The following is a 19073-nucleotide window of genomic DNA, read 5'->3' on the forward strand; positions in this document are numbered from 1 at the left end:
CGCATAAAGACATTTGCTCCTGCGGTTACTCGTCGCATAAAGACATTTGCTCCTGCGGTTACTCGTCGCATAAAGACATTTGCTCCTGCGGTTACTCGTCGCATAAAGACATTTGCTCCTGCGGTTACTCGTCGCATAAAGACATTTGCTCCTGCGATTTCTCGTCGCATAAAGACATTTGCTCCTGCGATTTCTCGTCGCATAAAGACATTTGCTCCTGCGGTTACTCGTCGCATAAAGACATTTGCTCCTGCGGTTACTCGTCGCACAAAAAGATTGCTCCTGCGATTACTCGTCGCATAAAGACATTTGCTCCTGCGGTTACTCGTCGCACAAAAAGATTGCTCCTGCGATTACTCGTCGCATAAAGACATTTGCTCCTGCGATTTCTCGTCGCATAAAGACATTTGCTCCTGCGGTTTCTCGTCGCATAAAGACATTTGCTCCTGCGGTTTCTCGTTACATGGAGAAGCTTTGTCACAACTTCAACCTTTTCCTTTATTTTTTGAGCAAAATGCCCCTAAGATTAAGAATCATTTCACATAGCTTTGTCTTATTGTTTGCTTTCCTTCTCTAAAAATTCCTTCAAATGATTTTTTACTTGCTTAATGTTCGCAGGAGATTTTCCAGAGCTGGATAACGCAATAAGAACTTCTTCATTTTCAATCACTGCCATGTTAAAAAAATCACTATTTTTCTTTTGACTACAATCATTCACCCATTGCCAATCCTCTGCATCATCAACGATCCTTTGGTTAACCGCCTTTGAATCAGTACATGCAAAAATCAACTGTGCTTCCTTTAGCTGTTCTTTTTGATAAGAAGCTTTAATCAGCTCAATCTCTTCCAGTAGTTGGAATTCTTCTTTAATTTCCAGGGCAATGACAGTTGGTCTGCCCCCAGCTGCAAGCAAGTGCTCTACTTTCCTTAAAGCAATAGTTCCACCGCCGATTACAACAATCTTTTTATTCGTCAGATCAATCATTATTGGGTACATAAAGCGCCTCACGAACAATTTTTTCCAAATCATCAAGAATCCTGTGATCAAATTCCAGTGTCGGTGTAATTATGAAAGTATGATTCGGAAACTCTTTGGTCAGACGTTCCTTCAGCAGATGAATCAGATGTCCGTCAAATAAAAAGAACGGAACAATAATCAACTGAGAATATTTTTGCAATAATCCGTAAATTTGCTCAATATAATCTTCCTGTCCTTTTAGACTCATGGCTGCAACAGGCAATTCTGTCTTTTCTTGCAGTTCCCCGGCAATCTCTTCCAATATCTTTTGAGGTTCTTCTGTTCTTTTTGTCCCGTGAGCTAGAAGGACACCTGCAGTATCTTTGGGCTTGCACTCTGCTCTCGCCTGAATAAAGCGTTCCAATAAAATCTGACGGCTGCCTTCTTTATCTCCAAAGGTTTCTGTCTGCTCAATGTCAATTCCCGGATATTTTTTCTGAACTTTTTTTGTTTCCATCGGAATATCCACTAACGCATGTCTGGCAGCAAACAGCAAAACAGGAACGATCACTATTCGGTCTGCCCCCTTTTCAATCAACTGTTCAATCTGCCGCTGAATTGTCCATGGATGATTTTCAAGAAACGCTGCCTCTTGAAGAGCCACCTCATTCAGCCGATTCTTCAGCTGCTGAACAAAATCCATCGCTGCTTTATTCTTTTCTTCTTTCTGACTACCATGAAACACATATACTATCCCATTCATTCCCCTTCACCTCACAAATCAATCAGCTGATGCTTTATACTATACTGCAACAACTCAGAAAAAGTTTCAACCTTCAGTTTTTTCATTAAATTAGACTTATGCACTTCCACTGTTTTTACAGAGATAAACAAGCGCTCTGCAATCTCCTTATTGCTGTACCCCAAAGAAACTAACGGTAATACCTCCCGCTCTCTCTTGGACAATCGCTCATATAACTGCTCCTGCTCTTTCGCAGGTTCGCTCAGCCACTTCTGAGGGTCCGCAATGTTAAATATGGGATCAATGACATGCTCTCCTGTCATGACTTTTCGAAGAGCCGCCAACAGCGCTTCATCTGAGGAGCTTTTCAAAATATATCCCCATGCTCCATACTCCAGCGCTTTTCTTAAATATTCTTCTTCGTCATGCATACTCAGAATCACTACTTTTATTTTTGGAAAGCGCTCACTGATCCGCTGGGTTGTCTGCAATCCATTTTCTCCCGGCGGCATCCGAACATCCATCAACACAATATCAACTGGATGCTGATCCAGCAATAAAAATGTTTCTGTGCCGTCTGCTGCATCCCCGACAACCTGAATTTCCGGATCTGATTCCAACAGGAGGCGCAATCCGCTTCGAACCACCGCATGATCATCTGCTATTATTATATTCATAGGTTCCTCCCTGTTTGATAGGCAGCATCAGCACAACTGTTGTTCCTTTCTCTATTTCACTTTGTATGTTTAATATTCCGCCAACAGATTCGGCACGTTCCCGCATATGCAGCAGCCCCAGGCCCCCAGATGTTTCTTTCCTAATGCCCGCAATTGAGAAGCCTTTCCCATGGTCCCTAACCTCCAAATGAAGCAGGTTCTCCCGGTCATGCAGCGTAACCCAGATTTCATCAACTTCTGCATACTTAATGCTGTTCATTAGACTTTCCTGCAAGACTCTGTATGTCACGGTCTCGACCTTATCTGAAAAACGCTGCTGTCCCAAAACTGGAATAAAATGAATCATCACACCCGTAGTTTCCATCAACCGCTGCAGCAAAGCTTCAATTGCCGGAATCAACCCCAGATCATCCAGTGCTGTTGGTCGAAGGTCAATGGCAAGCTGCTTCACTTCACGTAACAGCTCTACAAAATCCTTATCAATTTCACTGATCTTATACAGCTGCTCCTCTTTCTGATTTAGACGTTTCAACTGTCTGACATCCAGCATCAGACTGTATATACTTTGTGCCAGACCATCATGAAGTTCCTGAGAAATTGCTTTTCTTTCGGTTTCATGCGCCTGATTGACATATTCAATTAAACGCTTATTTTCAATTACCTGACGCAGCTTGTCCTGAGCATCTGCGCGTCTGAGACTCAACAGCTCGACCTCATCAGATACCTCAGTCAAACTGCCGCTGAAATGCTCCTGACGACCGTCTTTTGTTTCCAAAATAAGCGGGAACACTTCTTTGGTCCAGTTTTCCTTCACTTCACAGTTCAGACAGTTTTCCATCGTAGTATGCAGCATACAGCCTTTTCCATTTGCAATCTCAATAATTTTTTGCAGTGGAACCTTCATCTGCTTCTCCAATTCAACAGCTGCTTTATTTCTTTTGATTTCACCTGAGCGAAAAAGTAAATACAATCCATCCGCAGCTGACAAGAATATGTCTTCAAATATTTTCTTTTCCATCCTATTCCTCCAACAATGGTATCAGCTCTTCTGCTTTATCTTCGACACTTTTTAATTGATCCATTTCCATCACATTAGGGGTCCGAGAACCAAACAGTAAAACCCCCTGTACTCTTCCATTTTTGAGAATTGGTGCTGCAACTGCAGTTTCAAGCTTTTCCATTCTGGCAATCGGCAACTCCAACAGATTTTTTGGATTCCTCTGCAGCTCTGAAGCCTGATAGCTTCGACCCGTTCGCCACACGATTCCTGCGATGCCCTTACCAACCTGAAGGCGGATTCTCCTGTAATTTTCATTGGTATTTCCTGAAACATATGCCCAATGAATCGTTCGGCTGTTTGTCCCTTCATTTACTTTTGACAAAGCAATTCCGATAAAATCAACATGCAGCTGCTTCCTCATGTTATCAATCTCCGCTTGTATCTGAACAGACATTTTCATACTCCTATTCCCTATTTTTTTTTAAAGTACTTGTTTTATTCACTAAACTTTTTTATGCTGAAATCATTAAACCTATCTATAAAAATAAAGGAAACCTTTCTATGACTAAATACAGACAAATTCTCAGTTCCAAACGATTAGTGATGATTATCACAACCACAGTTTTTTCTTTTTCCAGTCTGACAACTGCATTCTTCCTTATGGGTATGAGTGCCCTGCCTTATTTTATTTGGGCAGCTGTTTTTTATTTTATCCCATATGCTCTTATTATATCAGAATTTACATCCGTTTATAAAAATGATTCCGGCGGCTTGTATCACTGGCTGTCTGATTGTTTATCCGAGAAAACCGCATTTATTGCTGCTTTTTTATGGTACTGCAGCTATTTTGTCTGGATGATCAGTTTATTTATGAAACTGTGGATACCTCTGTCGCTTCTATTTGTCGGGAAAGATCTTACAAAGGAAGCGAGCCCTGTCTCATTTTTCAGCACAACACAGCTGATTGGTCTGCTTTCCATATTTGCAGTTTGCTGCACATTGGCACTCAGCAGCCGCGGCTTCAAGCCAATCACCAGACTTTTAGTCATCAGCAGCACCTTGATGTGCCTGCTGGTTTTCATCAGCTTCAGCAGTAATTTACTTCTTCAGCTTTTGCAGCCTGATCAAATTATTCCCCACCTGCAGACCAGTGCACAAAAGTCTGTTTCTGCTCAAGGAGGGTCTGTTCTTTCCAAACTCAGCTTTATGATTTTTGCCATTACTGCTTTTGGCGGTCTGGATACTATTGCCAGTATGGTAGATAAAACTGGGAGTGAGAAGAAAAAATTTCCCCGTCTTGTTATTATCAGCAGCGTACTGATTGTTCTTTGCTATTTTACAGGTATTTTTTTGTGGAGCGGCGCAATGGACTGGCAAAAGCTCCAACAGGACCCAACTCTCCATTTAGGAAATCTAATGTACAGCCTGATGAATACTTCAGGGCAGCAGTTGGCCAATGCTTTAGGTGGATCTTCTGAAACAGCAGTTTGGACAGGACAGCTTTTTAGTCGTCTGACTGCTCTAACTCTGCTCCTATCTTATATTGGACTGCTTTCTTCAATTTTTTATCTGCCTTTGCGGGTTTTGGTTGAAGGAACCCCCGATCATTACTGGCCTCTATGGATGCGAAAGAAAAACAGTCAGGAAATGCCGACAAATGCCCTATTTATTCAAGGTCTTCTAATCAGTTTATTTATTCTGGCCGTCACATGGGGGAATTCTTACGTCTCCGTGCTTTACAATCAACTGACCATGATGACGAACATTTCAAGAGCACTGCCTTATCTGCTTGTTGCTCTTGCTTATCCGGCTTTCAAAAAAAGATATGCAAAACAATCAGATATACTGCACGTACATCCGAAACTGCTGCCCATTATTATCAGCCGAAGCGTAGTACTGACCATCACTCTGTCCATTCTTTCTCAGTTGTATGTTCCGCTAATGGAAAAAAATTACAGCCAGACACTCAGTTTGGCAATGGGCCCATTGATTTTTTCTCTGATTGGTTCCATTCTCTATCAACGCTTCTTCAATAAGAAACTAGCTGAATAGAGAAAACAGGTCTTCAACTTTCAGTATGTAACAGGCTTCCATTGGAAATGTCTGACTTGCAGATGCATTTTTCTCTCAAAAAAATGCATCTGAGAAATTTTATTTTGTAGGTCCCATTTATGCAGATTTTTTAAGATATACCCATGATGAACTTAAAATTGTTAATTTTCAAAAAGCGGTATTTCAATTCTTTTACTAATTGAAATACCGCTTTTTTATATTATTTTTAGTTTTCTCTATTAACTATCGCTATACGTTTTTCCTTTTGTATTGTAAACTGAAAAGGACGTTATATAGGGAGGGGAACTGCTTTGTTTGATTTGGAAAAAATTCAATCATTAAATGATTTGGAATTGATTGTCTATCAATATATCATTGAACATCTGGAACAGATTCCTAAACTGACTATTCGCGAACTTTCAGCAAAATGCCATGTTTCAACCTCAACTATTTTAAGATTTTGTACCAAAATGGACTTCGAAGGGTTTTCTGAATTAAAATTTGCTGTAAAGAAAGCAAACAACGAACCAAGTGAATTTGAAGATTATTATGCTTCTGCAGTACATGTAGATTCGTTTCTCAAAAAAATCAATCGCGAGACTTACCAGGAAACCTTCAAACCGGCAGTTGACCTTATTTTAAACGCCCGTCATGTTGTCTTTATTGGTTTGGGTACCAGCGGTGTTTTAGGCGGCTACGGCAGCCGGTATTTTGCCAATATTGGAATCAACGCCTATAGCGTAGGCGATCCATTTACACCTATTCCACCAAGGGGATTTGAGAGTACACTGGTTGTGGTTTTGTCTGTTTCCGGTGAAACCTCTGAACTGATTAAAATGGTATTGGATTTCAAAAAATCCAATGCACACATTTTAAGTATTACTAATGATGAAACATCAACAATTGCGCGACTGGCAGATTACAATATTTCCTATTATATGCCGGACAAAAAATCTGCTTATGCAGATCCATATATTAATCTGACCACTCAAATTCCGGTTATTGCTTTAATTGAGCTGCTTGCTCATCAGGCTGGAAAACAGCTTTCAGCACAAGCTGCGGATAAATAACTATCCTGGTTAAAATGAACAGTTTCATCCCTTAACTATTTGATTTCTTGTTTCAGAGCTTATGAAAAGCAGATATTAAAATGTTGGTTTACCGGCGTTTTAAGTCTGCTTTGTTTTTTTGGACGGAACATGTTTCTCAAAGAAGAAAATCTATATATTTTTTTCATCTGATCTCTTATAGTTATCTTGTAAACGTATTCAGTCAATCGGGGTATTTTATTTCTGAATACACACTACGAACTTATTTTTCTACATGATTAATTTTTAGAGGAGATGAATTAGAATGAATGAATGGATGAACGACAAAATCCTTCCACCCGTACTAAAATTTGTTAACACAAAACCAATTACTGCTTTAAGAAACGGTATGCTGTACACCATGCCATTTACGATCGTCGGTTCTATTTTCCTGCTTCTTGCCAATATCCCTTATGAACCGGCAGCGAACTGGGTAACTGAATCTGGTTTGGGCGTCTATTTTAATCAGGCATTTGGTGCATCTTTTGCTATTATGGCTATTTTTGCCGTTATCGGTATTGCTTATTCCTATGTTAAAGCGGAAGGCTTTGAAGGTCTTCCTGCCGGTATGATCGGTTTAGTCATCTTTATTCTGTTTATGGCTGCTGAAGTGACCGATGCAGAAAGCGGCGCGACCATTGGCAATATTATTGACAAAACCTGGACTGGCGGTCAGGGAATGATCACCTCCATTATTGTTGGTTTAGTTGTCGGCTGGGTATACAGCTGGTTCCTACGTCATGACATCCGAATCAAGCTGCCTGAACAGGTTCCTGAAAATGTGGCAAACTCATTTACAGCACTGATTCCTGCTGCAGCATTAATCACTGGTGCAATGCTGATTTATATTTTCTTTGATAAAGTATTCAGCACAACATTCTTTGACTTTATTTACGACATTCTGCAGTCACCGCTTCAAGGGGTAACAGATACGCTTGGCGGAGCATTGATTATCGGTTTCCTTGTTCCATTTTTCTGGTTTTTTGGTGTCCATGGTTCAACTATCGTTGGTGGGATCATGGAGCCGATTTTACAGGCAAACTCCTTGGAAAACACGGAAATCCTGAAGGCCGGTAAAGCACTGACCATTGAAAATGGCGGACATATCGTGACAAAACAGTTTATGGATCAGTTCCAGACTGTTACAGGTGCCGGTATGACGATTGGATTAGTTGTCTTCATGGTATTCTTTGCAAAATCAGCTCAGTTCAAACAGCTTGGTCGTCTATCACTCGCGCCGGCAATTTTCGGTATCAATGAGCCTATTACTTTTGCAACACCAATTGTTATGAACCCAATCATGATGATTCCGTTCATTTTAACACCTGTTATTTCTTCTATCATTACGTACTTTGCCTTGTATACCGGGTTGGTACCGCTTTTCACAGCTGTTCAGGTTCCATGGACAACACCAGCCATTCTTTCCGGCTTACTTGTCGGCGGCTGGCGGACAGCATTACTGCAGGCGTTTGTCCTGGTACTTGGCTTCTTCATCTACCTGCCGTTTGCAAGAAAGATGGATGCAATTAACTATGCTCAGGAAACAAATCAACCCATTGAAGAAAGTATTTTAGAAAAAATTGAAGCACAATAATTCTTAAGCACAGGAAGAGGTTGTAACTGCCCTTCTAGATACAGATAAATGCTGGGACAGAAGCCGCTCATACACTGACTTATCGCAGAAGAATTTTTCCTGCCTGCAGTTTTCGGCGCAGATAATCTCACACAAGCGCTTCTGTTCCAGATTTTCTATTATCATACACTAACGATTGAAAAGGACGATGATTATGTCAATTTTAAAAAAGAACTTTCTATGGGGCGGCGCAGTCGCCGCCCATCAGCTGGAAGGCGGCTGGGATCAGGGGGGGAAAGGCATCAGCGTCGCAGATGTATTGACAGTCGGTGCACATGGGACACCCAGAAAAATTACAGATGGTGTTATTCCAGGTGAAAATTATCCAAACCATGAGGCAATTGATTTTTATCACCGCTACAAGGAAGATGTGAAACTGTTTGCTGAGCTTGGCTTGAACTGCTTTCGAACCTCCATTGCCTGGAGCAGAATTTTTCCAAACGGCGATGAAGAAACACCAAATGAAGAAGGTCTGCAATTTTATGATGACTTATTTGATGAATGTTTGAACTATGGAATTGAACCGATCATTACCCTCTCTCATTTCGAAATGCCTTATCATTTGGTAACAGAATACGGCGGCTGGCGCAGTCGTAAGCTGATTGATTTTTTTACCCGGTTTGCTGAGGTCTGCTTTGAACGTTACAAAGATAAAGTAACCTACTGGATGACATTCAATGAAATCAACAACCAAACAAATTTTGAAGAAGACTTTTTTCCATTTACAAATTCAGGAATCAAATATACGGAAAAAGATAATCGGGAAGAAATCATGTATCAGGCTGCCCACTATGAATTAGTTGCCAGTGCAGAAGCCGTAAAAATAGGGCACCAAATCAAACCTGATCTGCAAATCGGCTGTATGACAGCTATGGTTCCCATCTATCCTTATTCCTGTTCACCAGATGACATGATGGCTTCAGTCAGTGCCATGCAGAAAAGATACTGGTTTACAGATGTTCATGTACGCGGTCATTATCCAAGTACCATCGAACGTTATTTGGATCGCAAAGGCTATCGGCTGGATATCACCTCCAAAGACTTGGATACTTTGGCTGAAGGCTGTGTAGATTACATCGGTTTCAGCTACTATATGTCGTTTGCAGTAAAGGGAGAAAATAAAGCCCCTGCATTTGATTACAACGAATCAAAAGATCTGGTCAGAAATCCTTATGTCGAAGCATCTGACTGGGGGTGGCAAATTGATCCTCAAGGTCTCCGTTATGCCATGAACTGGCTTAATGACCGATATGAATTGCCTTTATTTATCGTTGAAAACGGCTTTGGCGCAATAGACGAACTTCTACCTGCTCAAACTGTGAATGATCAGTATCGTATTGATTATCTTAAAGCACATATTGAAGCGATGAAAGAAGCTGTGGCATACGATGGAGTTGATCTGATCGGCTATACGCCGTGGGGCTTTATTGATCTTGTTTCAGCAGGGACCGGTGAAATGAAAAAGCGTTATGGTTTCATTTATGTTGATAAAAATAATGATGGCAGCGGCTCAATGAATCGGTATAAGAAAAAATCATTCGACTGGTATCAGGAAGTTATTAAATCCAATGGTGAAAAACTATAAATCTCAGCTTTATTATCTCAACTAAAAGAATAGATAAAATTAGATTCCGTTCAAAAAAGAAGAAACATGAGCTTGTTTATGAAATCTCATGTTTCTTCTTTTCCAAATTTTGACTATTTATTATTCAGTATCTTTTTTATTTACAAGTATTTTCCTGTCAGTGAACTAGTTTCACTAATATCCGCGGGTTTCCCTTCAAAAACAATCTGTCCGCCCCGATCCCCTCCATCAGGTCCTATATCTACAATCCAGTCTGCCTGTCGAATAATATCTACATGGTGTTCAATCACAACTACTGTATTTCCTTGGTCCACGAGATGGTTCATAATTTTCATAATTTGTTCGATATCCGAAAGATGCAGCCCAGTCGAAGGTTCATCTAAAATATAAATACTACCTTGTTTGTAAAACTCACTTGCCAGCTTCATCCGCTGGCATTCTCCTCCAGATAAGGTGCTCATCGGCTGACCAATCGCTAAATAATCCAACCCTACCTGCGACATTGCCTTCAGCTTTTTAACTATCCCAGCAGTATTGAAAAAATTCAAGCTTTCTTCTACTGTCAAAGCAAGTACTTCATTAATCGTAAGGTCCTGATATCGGTAGCTCAGCACTTCCTGCTTAAATCTTTTACCTTCACAGACTGGGCACTCCAACTTTACAGCATCCATAAATGCAAGATTCGTTTCAATGTATCCCTGCCCTTTACAGTTCTCACAAGCTCCTGTGGAATTGTAGCTGAATAATGAAGGAGAGACACTGTTTACCTGACCAAACAATTTTCTTATGGCATCCATAATCCCAATATATGTAGCAGGATTCGAGCGGGAATTTGTCTGCGCAGCAGCTTGGTCAATGACAATAGCTTCTGGAAATTGAGCAAGAAAAGATTCTCTAACCAATGTGCTTTTCCCTGATCCGGCGACTCCTGTGATCAGACTCAATGTTTTTTTGGGTATATTTAATGAAATATTTTTCAGATTATGCCTAGAAGAGGTCCTCCCCTGATAAAAATCAACAGCCTCCCTCGGCTCCTGATTGATAGGCACCTGATTTTTCAGAAAAGTTCCTGTCAGAGTATTTGAGTTCAGCAACTCACCATAACTTCCAGTGAACATAATTTCTCCTCCATGCTTTCCTGCATGAGGTCCCACTTCTATGACCTGATCAGCAATCTTAATCACATCCGGATCATGCTCTATCACAATGACTGTGTTTCCCTTATCCCTGAGCTTAATCAGCAGCTCATTCAGCCGATGAACATCTCTTGGATGCAAACCAATACTCGGCTCATCAAATATATACAGCAAGTCAACCAGACTATTGTTCAAATGCTTTACCATTTTCACTCGTTGAGATTCTCCTCCAGATAACGTCGCTGTCTCCCGATCCAGACTTAAATAGCCTAACCCAATATCAACCAAATTTCCGACTTTTTCCTGTAGACCGCGTAAAATAGGCAGCGCCTGCGGCAACTCGAATGTTTCAAGTACTGACTGCAGTTCATTTAGCTGAAAAGCAGTCAGATCAGCAATAGAATATCCGGCTACTTGAACCTGTAACGCTTTCTGTGATAATCTTTTTCCTTCACATACATAACAAATCGTTTCATGTGTATATTCATTTAAAACTTTCTGTGCTCGTGCAGTCAATTCCCCTTCTTTCATAAGATAGAGACGATTAAACTTGATGACAAGACCTTCATAGCTGGAATTCACACCATCAATTTTAACTTTAAGATCCTGACCATACAACAGAAGCTCCAGTTCCTCCGAAGTATATTCTTTAATCTTTTTATTTACATCGAACAATCCCGAATCAAGATAACTTTTCATATACCATTCTGTGTTTTTAAATGGTGGAAAAATAATGGCTCCTTCTGCCAATGACTGTTCCCGGTCCAAAAGCTTGTTTTCATCCACTTCCACTTTCCTTCCGAGCCCCTGACATTCCCTGCACATCCCTTCTTTGTCATTAAAGGAAAAATGATTAGCTGTTCCAATACTTGGCTGACCTACTCTTGAAAATAATACTCTCAATAAAGAATTGATATCCGTAATTGTTCCCAGCGTTGAGCGGGAATTCCCACCCAGTCTTTTTTGATCAATTACAACCGAAGTCGATAAATTCTCAATGGAATCTACATTGGGCTCCTTGTATTTTGGTAAAAAAGAGCGAACAAATGCACTGAAGGTCTCATTCAGCTGTCTTTGCGATTCGCTTGCAATTGTCTCAAATACAATCGATGACTTTCCTGAACCAGATACTCCTGTAAAAACAGTTATTTTTCTCTTCGGGATAACGACATCCACATTCTTCAAGTTATTTTCTCTTGCACCGGTAATTCGCAGATATTCTATCATATCGCGTCCTCCTTCAATTGTTTATTTTCAATGCTACACTCTGCTTTTTATAGCAGCAACTCTATCATAACACTTTAATGCAAATTCTAAAGTTTTGTTTTAAAAAGCCCTTTATTATAATATACTTATACTAAAAGTTTAGCATAGAGAGGAGTTTATAATGAATTATCGTCCAATTGATATTGCAAAAAAACTAAATATAAGCACCAGTCTGCTGCGACATTATGAAAAATACGGACTGTTTCCTAAACCTGATCGTTCTGCAAGCGGCTATCGTATCTATACAGAAACAAGCTTGCACTTCTTGAAAGCCGTTCGAACATGTACTCTTGCTTATGGTTATCAAATGACTAAAGAAATGACAGCTCTTGTTGAAAAAAGAAAATATATTCAATTATTTTGGCTGATTAATGATGCACAGTTTAAATTGCATCAACAAAAGCATATTACTGAGCAGACTTTGGCATTGCTTCATGAAGAAGAAAGTCATGTGATTACACACATGCCTAAAAAAGGCTGGATCAGCATTGGGGAAGCAGCCGAACGGTTGTCTGTTACTGAAACAACGATCCGTCACTGGTCTAAAGAAGGGCTCATCCAAATACCCAGAGATGTTGAAAGTAATTATCGACAATTTGATGAACAAGCATTAAGAAGACTTCTGATCATCCGGCTGATTCGATCATCAATCTGGTCACTGGACACAGTCAGAGAAATACTGAATACATTCAATGCTGATACACCAGCAGAGCTGATCAAATTGGCAGAGCAGTCCCTTCAGGCACTGAATAAGGGACTGGAGCGTCAATTCATCGCTCAAAACTATTTGTATCAGCTGATTACCTTTTTAACCCCCGAGTACTTTATTGATTTTCCCGGAATGGAATTCTAGGACCTAAGAGAGGTTAATAGTAAGAGGTAGTTTCTTTTTAAACCAAATGATAGACAACGAACTTTTAGAAAGTACAACAAAACGAAAAGCAAAGTCTCTTAGGAGTCCTTCGCTTTCCGTTTTATACTTAAAAAATTTTGGGACTGCTTTTAACAGTGAGCCGCTTGTCTAAAATCAATATCTATTCCCAAATAATCGGTACGACACAATTTGTCACGGCATCAAAATTTCCGTCCTGAGAGCTGGCGCTGAAAGTAAATTGAATCGTTGTTGTTTCTTCTTCGATATTGCTTATAGTTATTTTCTGATCTTCCAATGTTAGCTGTGCTTCTCCAATAGCCCCAGCCTCTTCATCAGCCTCCCATAGAGTTGCTTCAACTCCACATGTACCATCAAACTGAGTAGAGTAAGTAACTGGATGTCTCATATTAAATGTTTTAGTCGTTCTATCAACATACACTGCAGGAAATTCAACCCTTCCATAACCAACAGCAGTTACCCTTTCTAAATTCTCTAAATCAGAAAGCGGACTGAAATCAAAAACAGAACCATAATAACCTAAGTGAAGTGTCTTTAAATTTTTCAGTTCTCCAAAGGGCGTAATGTCTACCGGAGTACTTCTTCCCGGTTCAAAAGAATAACAGAAAAATTGCTCTAAGCTATCCATCCCGCTAATCGGGCGAAAATCAACCACATATAAATCGGTACTTGCTGTATATGATAAACTCGTCACATTTTTAGCAAATTGAAGTCCTTCCAAAGAACTTACATTACTGGCACTCAATTGTTCCAGCCGCTCCATTTGGCTAACTGTTGGAAGCTCATTTTCAACGGGCTCTTCTTCCCCAGTTTCAGGATTCCATTTCACTTGTTCAACAATCTCTGACCTAAGATTATCATCCGGAATATACACCTTCCGTTCATTTGCCGTTGTGCTTTGCCCCAAGATTAGTCCAAGTGCAAGAATTGCTGCTCCTCCCAGTAAAGATAATAATACTGTTTTTACACTTTTCTTCATTTCAAATCCCTCTCCTTTACAACAAGATAATTTAATCATACCATTAAAAGCTGTAAAGTGAATAAATGTTTCGATATTCATTACAAAAATCGTTAAATTCTATCGGAAACAATCTGTAAATACGAGAGGAAAATAAAAAGGTATGAACACAAGAAATATTTGTACTTCTGCATTTTATACCCAGTCTTTACATCTATACAGCTGCTTCATCCTTTATTATTCCTGCAGCCTTCAAAAACATACAGGTTACTACCGGTCCTACAAAGGAAAAACCTCTTTTCTTCATGTCCTTTGCAATCGTTGTTGCCTCTGGAAGTACATTAGGAATCTCTTCCTCTGATTTATAGTTTTTTACAACAGGAACTCCGCCAACAAAATCCCACAAATACTCTGAAAAGCTGTCGTACTCCTCCAGCAGTCTGACGATTGCACGTGCATTTTGTATCACTGCCTTTATCTTTCTTGGATTCCGGATCATATCAGGATCTTTTGCAATACGCTCAACATCATCTGGAAAGAAAGCAGCAACCTGTCGAAAATCCATCTCACAAAAATTTCGCATCAGCACATCTTTTTTCCCAGCCGCGGCCTGCCAGCTCAAGCCCGCTTGAAAGACACCCACTGTTAATAATAAAAAGAGCTCCTGATCATTTTTCCCCGGCTTTCCCCATTGATCGCTGTACCATTGATATTTTTTCATTACTCCTGCCTCCTCTTAAATCCAACATGTTCCAACATAGTTGGATATTTTATACATCACAAATATTGAATTTTTTTCTCCGACTTTCAGTTTTTATTATTGTATCATATTCATTATTTTCACCTAGTATAATAATGTACGCAAAAACTGAGGAAACATTTTTAATAGACTTCAAATAGATTGAATACGAGCTTCATCTGTTTTTTCAGTTTCCTAAACAGGAACAAATCTGCCAATACGTTTTCCTCAGCATATCTAATAACCATATTCATGTATTTTTTAGGTACCCTTTAATCAGAATATAGCTGATCTGTCTTTTTATAAGTAACTACTTTTGATTCTTTATTCTTGGTATCTCTTTGAATCGCTCACCCGCTTCTTTTTGTTGAAAATAAGTCAGAAGCTCTTTTCACTCCCTTAATCTGAACCTGTCAGCTATCTTCTTTAAAATAAACCCTAACATTATCATTCAAAAGAGCCTGATTGATTTTTTCATCGTTGTACTTATTCTGTTTTTTTAGGATACACCTCTTTTTCAAATTTTTTCTTTTCAGAATCAGATGAATTTCCCAGCCGCTCTCTCGCCTATAAAATGGCAATTGGAATCACCCAATCTTCCAGATAAGCTTCTACCAAAGAGCATTACTAATGGTTATAGTCTTTTTCCACAGTAGTGGTTCAAAAATTCGGATCGTCCTTTGGCCCATAGCATTACTACTCATCTCCTCTTCTATCAAGCAAAGAAGCTGTCGCCGATAATCGAATAAATTTGTCCTATAACACAACCGGCTTCCTTTGATACCAAAAAGATATAAACTGTGGTCAGCTCTGCCGTCTGTCCATATTACTGCATTTACACCGCTTCCTTTAGAAGTAAGCTGTACGGGACTTGGTTCCGAGCTTTGATCTGTAAAACTTCCTTTAAATCGCCTACTATTGCACCAGCTATCCTCATTTTTCCCTTTTTTGTTCAACAGAAATATCTCTTGTATACAGGACAGGACTCTCTTTATTTATGGACTCATGTATTTTAAGCTTTAATCTTTTTATAAACGCTTCATTAGGTGCTGCATACTTTTTACCAGCCAGATCTAAATTACAATTTCGAGCATCTATTACAATCAGCATATTCGCCCTTCTCTGCCTTTTTACTATACTTTAGTATAGAACTTAAAAAAAATTACTCCGCTGCTTGAAAAAAACACTGATATCCCAAGCGATAGACGCTATGATACCAGTGTTCCAAAAATTTACTATTTACTTAGCTGAATTCCATAAATCGGTTTTCATCACTCATATACTCTTTTTCACCAGCAGGTTCTTCGATTGAACCAAATACCAGTTGGCCTCTTAACTTCCAGCTGTCTGGAATGTTCCATTCTTTCGCAACAGCTTCATCAATTACTGGGTTATAATGCTGCAAGTTTGCGCCAATATTAATTTCTGCCAATGCGGTCCAGACATTAGCCTGAGTCAGACCGCTTGCTTGTTCAGACCAGACAGGGAAATTTTCAGCATACAATGCAAATTGCTCTTGCAGGTTTTTAACAATATCCTGATCTTCAAAGAACAAAATAGTACCGGCAGCAGCAGTAAAACTTTTTAGTTTCTCCTGAGTATTAGGGAATGCTTCAGCAGGAGTTAATGGCTTCAACGCTTTCTCTGTTATATCCCACAGTTTTTTATGGGCATCCCCAAACAAAAATACCACCCGTTGTGTTTGAGAGTTAAAAGCAGTCGGGCTTTCTTTTACCACTTCTTTAACAAGTGCAGTAAGTTCATCTCTTGTCTTTGGCAGATTATTTCCTAAAGCATAAATTGAACGACGATTCTTTAATCCATTTACAAAATTTGACATAATTTACTTCCATCCTTTCATCATTACAAATCAATAATTACTGCTACTGTTATTACTATACACCCTTACGAAAAGTAAGTAAAAAGATATGCCTATTTTTGCTTGATTATTTTTTATTTTCTCGAAGTCGCATACATTTAAGCTTAAAATCAAAGAATTTCACTTGGGAAACGTTCTCTTTATCAATCTGGTTATCCGCAAGAAATGGATGAATTTCATAAATTAAAAGGAGGTCAGTACAAATACTCATGAGGGTGATAGCCCTCATGAGTATTTGTACCGACCTTTATTCAGGGATAGATACGAAAAGCGTTCAGAACTTTATTTCTGTCCCGCTCTCTTTTTCTCCAACTACTGTTTCCGTTTATTTATTCATACCTTAGTGACTCAATTGGATCTAAGCTTGCTGCCCTTCTTGCCGGCAGTGTTCCTGCAAGGAACGCAATAACCATAATGATGACAATAATCGAGAGACTGGAAATTGGCGAAAATTGTAATAGCGTAAACCCAGTTAATGCATCTAAAAATGACTTTGCAGCAAACTGATTAATAAACACACTTGCCCCCATTGCACCAGCAATTCCTAAGACAGAACCAAGGAATCCGATCAGTGCTGCTTCAACACTGAAGATCATAAATACTTTCCCGCTGCTCAATCCCATAGCTTTCATCAAACCAATTTCTCTCGTTCTTTCCTGAACAGACATATACAGAGTATTGATAATTCCAAAGCTGGCTGCCAACAAGGCAATAGCTCCGAACATTGTTAATACTCCAGTGATAGCATTGATAATATCCCGAATCATACCAATTTCATCTTCAACAGTCGTTGCGGTATAACCGTCCTCTTCCAGCTTCTTCTGGATCTCTTTGACTTCCTCTGTTGACAGCCCATCTGCCGTCACTGCTGAAATTGCAGTATACTGGTTCTTCATTGCATCGGGCAGCCCTTTCTCATTAATTTCAGCAATTCTGTTTCCCAACGCCTTGCTGACGATTGATTGCCCACCTTGAATCAGGCTGGTTGTTCGAACACCGATAATTTTAGCTTCTAAAATTTCCTGCTCACCTGTTGCCTGAGAACTGACAGCAATTCTAACTATTTCGCCTATAGCATCCTGTGCTTTTTTATAACCCAAGCTTTCCAAGTATTCAGGAGCAAGATTTAGTTCATAAGCTTCCCCAGTTGAAGTTACTTCTTTCCCAGCTTCCAAATCTATTGTTATCTCACTCGGTGTTGCTGCAGAAAAAACAAATTTTTTATCTCCCGTCCCCTGAATATAGTCAGTTGACAGGAACATGAAAGGCTCTGCTTTTTTAATCCCTTTTTTCTCTTTTACTTTATCCAAATCCCTGTTTGAAAGGTATTCCATTTCAGCACTTGCCTGTTCTGGATTATATTCAGCCGGGCCGTCACTGCTTTCCATTCCTGTTTCCATCTTAGGCTGGACAAACAACTGATTTTCTCCGCCTACACTGCTGACTTGTTTATCAATATAATCATTCACACCTGTATTTACACCCGTTGTTAAAGAGATAGTGAAGGCGCCAATAAATATTGCCACAACAGTTAAAATCGTTCTTCCTTTATTTCTTAATAAATTTGCTCCTGCTGATTTTAAAATATCACTGATTTTCATTTATTCATCCCCTTCTATGATTTCTCCATCTTTAATACGTATTTGACGATCACAACGAGCAGCTAATTCATCATCATGAGTCACTATAATCAGTGTAATTCCTGATTTTTTATTCAGATCAAATAATAATTTTTCAATTTTTTCCCCTGTAGTTGAATCGAGGTTGCCGGTCGGCTCATCAGCAAAAATAATCTGAGGATTATTTACCAATGCACGTGCAATACAAACCCGCTGTTTTTGTCCTCCCGATAAATTATTTGCTTTATTGTTGGTCTTATCTTCCAGTTCCACTGCTTTCAACGCCTTCATTGCCATTTCTTTTCTTTGACGTCCTGATATTCCGGCAATTTTTAACGGAAGCATTACATTATTTAAAACTGTATCTTTCGGATTCATAAAAAACTGCTGAAAAACAAAGCCAAAGCCTTCATTTCTCATATGGTTCAGTTCCTTTGTCTTGATATTTTTAACACTGCTTCCATTCAATAAAACTTCACCCGAAGTAGGTTTATCCAATAATGCCAAAATATGCATTAATGTAGACTTGCCGGAACCGCTTTTCCCAATAATTGCTATAGACTCGCCTTGTTCGATTTTAAGATCAATTCCCTTCAGTGCTTCAAACTTTGATTCATTTCGTCCATAGCTTCTTTTCAACGCTCTTGCTTCAATTACAGACATGATTATCCTCCATCATTTTTTACTGATTTTTTATCACATCTTTCATTTTGAAGCAACACCTGTTACTTGTCATGGTACTGAGGATGTATTTATTTCTCATCATTTAGTTCATTGAAAACAGGAATAGGAAATGGGTATTTTTATAATAAAAAAGCCCTGAAAAAGGAATTGTGCCAGAATTCATCT

18 protein-coding genes are annotated in these 19073 nt (G+C 39.3%); 5 read left to right on the top strand and 13 right to left on the bottom strand.

All coding sequences use genetic code 11. The features are described from left to right. From LI954_RS06905 to LI954_RS06930, 6 genes are all read right to left on the bottom strand, one after another. Nucleotides 1-269: hypothetical protein (locus LI954_RS06905; protein ID WP_229444051.1), on the bottom strand; the 269-nt coding region annotated here is incomplete at its 3' end. Between the two features lie 284 nt (nucleotides 270-553). Next, nucleotides 554-997 (bottom strand): precorrin-2 dehydrogenase/sirohydrochlorin ferrochelatase family protein, encoded by a 444-nt coding sequence (locus tag LI954_RS06910; RefSeq protein WP_229444052.1) that lies wholly within the window; start codon nucleotides 995-997, stop codon nucleotides 554-556. After that, nucleotides 978-1721: a sirohydrochlorin chelatase gene (locus LI954_RS06915; protein ID WP_229444053.1), complete on the bottom strand. Its 744-nt coding sequence runs from the start codon at nucleotides 1719-1721 to the stop codon at nucleotides 978-980. The genes LI954_RS06910 and LI954_RS06915 overlap by 20 nt, the downstream gene beginning before the upstream one ends. A gap of 11 nt (nucleotides 1722-1732) precedes the next feature. After that, nucleotides 1733-2377, bottom strand: coding sequence for a response regulator (locus LI954_RS06920; RefSeq protein ID WP_202066739.1), 645 nt, complete (start codon nucleotides 2375-2377; stop codon nucleotides 1733-1735). Beyond that, the gene (locus LI954_RS06925) at nucleotides 2355-3395 is read right to left on the bottom strand and encodes a sensor histidine kinase (protein ID WP_229444054.1); all 1041 of its coding nucleotides are present in this window, start codon (nucleotides 3393-3395) and stop codon (nucleotides 2355-2357) included. Before LI954_RS06925 ends, LI954_RS06920 begins: the two co-directional genes overlap by 23 nt. A 1-nt stretch (nucleotide 3396) precedes the next feature. Further along, entirely contained in the window at nucleotides 3397-3831 is a 435-nt protein-coding gene (locus LI954_RS06930; protein ID WP_229441593.1) for a GAF domain-containing protein, read from the bottom strand. Nucleotides 3832-3938: 107 nt separating this feature from the next. Between LI954_RS06930 and LI954_RS06935 the strand changes: the two genes are divergently transcribed. The 4 genes from LI954_RS06935 to LI954_RS06950 all read left to right on the top strand — a co-directional run bounded on the left by LI954_RS06935 (nucleotide 3939) and on the right by LI954_RS06950 (nucleotide 9735). Further along, on the top strand, nucleotides 3939-5429 hold the full coding sequence (locus LI954_RS06935) for an amino acid permease (protein ID WP_229441594.1): 1491 nt from the start codon (nucleotides 3939-3941) through the stop codon (nucleotides 5427-5429). 311 nt (nucleotides 5430-5740) lie between these two features. Next, nucleotides 5741-6499, top strand: coding sequence for a MurR/RpiR family transcriptional regulator (locus LI954_RS06940; protein WP_229444055.1), 759 nt, complete (start codon nucleotides 5741-5743; stop codon nucleotides 6497-6499). Between the two features lie 283 nt (nucleotides 6500-6782). Further along, entirely contained in the window at nucleotides 6783-8111 is a 1329-nt protein-coding gene (locus LI954_RS06945; protein ID WP_229444056.1) for a PTS sugar transporter subunit IIC, read from the top strand. Nucleotides 8112-8304: 193 nt separating this feature from the next. Further along, nucleotides 8305-9735, top strand: coding sequence for a 6-phospho-beta-glucosidase (locus LI954_RS06950; RefSeq protein WP_229444057.1), 1431 nt, complete (start codon nucleotides 8305-8307; stop codon nucleotides 9733-9735). A gap of 140 nt (nucleotides 9736-9875) precedes the next feature. Here LI954_RS06950 and LI954_RS06955 read toward each other — a convergent pair whose 3' ends face one another. Further along, nucleotides 9876-12098 carry an ATP-binding cassette domain-containing protein gene (locus LI954_RS06955; RefSeq protein WP_229444058.1) on the bottom strand — a complete coding sequence of 741 codons (2223 nt, stop codon included), beginning with the start codon at nucleotides 12096-12098 and terminating at the stop codon, nucleotides 9876-9878. A 160-nt stretch (nucleotides 12099-12258) separates the two neighbouring features. Here LI954_RS06955 and LI954_RS06960 point away from each other — a divergent pair, with 160 nt between their 5' ends. Continuing rightward, complete coding sequence (locus LI954_RS06960) at nucleotides 12259-12990, top strand: MerR family transcriptional regulator (RefSeq protein ID WP_202066731.1); 732 nt, start codon at nucleotides 12259-12261, stop codon at nucleotides 12988-12990. A 181-nt stretch (nucleotides 12991-13171) separates the two neighbouring features. Here the strand turns inward: LI954_RS06960 and LI954_RS06965 are convergent, their stop codons facing one another. The 6 genes from LI954_RS06965 to LI954_RS06990 form a co-directional block, all read right to left on the bottom strand. After that, nucleotides 13172-14008 carry a hypothetical protein gene (locus LI954_RS06965; protein WP_229441597.1) on the bottom strand — a complete coding sequence of 279 codons (837 nt, stop codon included), beginning with the start codon at nucleotides 14006-14008 and terminating at the stop codon, nucleotides 13172-13174. A 193-nt stretch (nucleotides 14009-14201) separates the two neighbouring features. Further along, entirely contained in the window at nucleotides 14202-14708 is a 507-nt protein-coding gene (locus LI954_RS06970) for a DNA-3-methyladenine glycosylase I (protein WP_229441598.1), read from the bottom strand. A 951-nt stretch (nucleotides 14709-15659) separates the two neighbouring features. After that, nucleotides 15660-15836 (bottom strand): hypothetical protein, encoded by a 177-nt coding sequence (locus tag LI954_RS06975; protein ID WP_202066729.1) that lies wholly within the window; start codon nucleotides 15834-15836, stop codon nucleotides 15660-15662. A gap of 133 nt (nucleotides 15837-15969) precedes the next feature. After that, on the bottom strand, nucleotides 15970-16566 hold the full coding sequence (locus LI954_RS06980; protein ID WP_202066728.1) for a nitroreductase family protein: 597 nt from the start codon (nucleotides 16564-16566) through the stop codon (nucleotides 15970-15972). Between the two features lie 368 nt (nucleotides 16567-16934). Then, nucleotides 16935-18206 (bottom strand): ABC transporter permease, encoded by a 1272-nt coding sequence (locus tag LI954_RS06985; RefSeq protein ID WP_229441599.1) that lies wholly within the window; start codon nucleotides 18204-18206, stop codon nucleotides 16935-16937. After that, on the bottom strand, nucleotides 18207-18887 hold the full coding sequence (locus LI954_RS06990; RefSeq protein ID WP_202066726.1) for an ABC transporter ATP-binding protein: 681 nt from the start codon (nucleotides 18885-18887) through the stop codon (nucleotides 18207-18209). Nucleotides 18888-19073: the final 186 nt, after the last annotated feature.

This window comes from Enterococcus sp. CWB-B31 (assembly GCF_020567645.1).
Lineage (GTDB): Bacteria > Bacillota > Bacilli > Lactobacillales > Enterococcaceae > Enterococcus_L.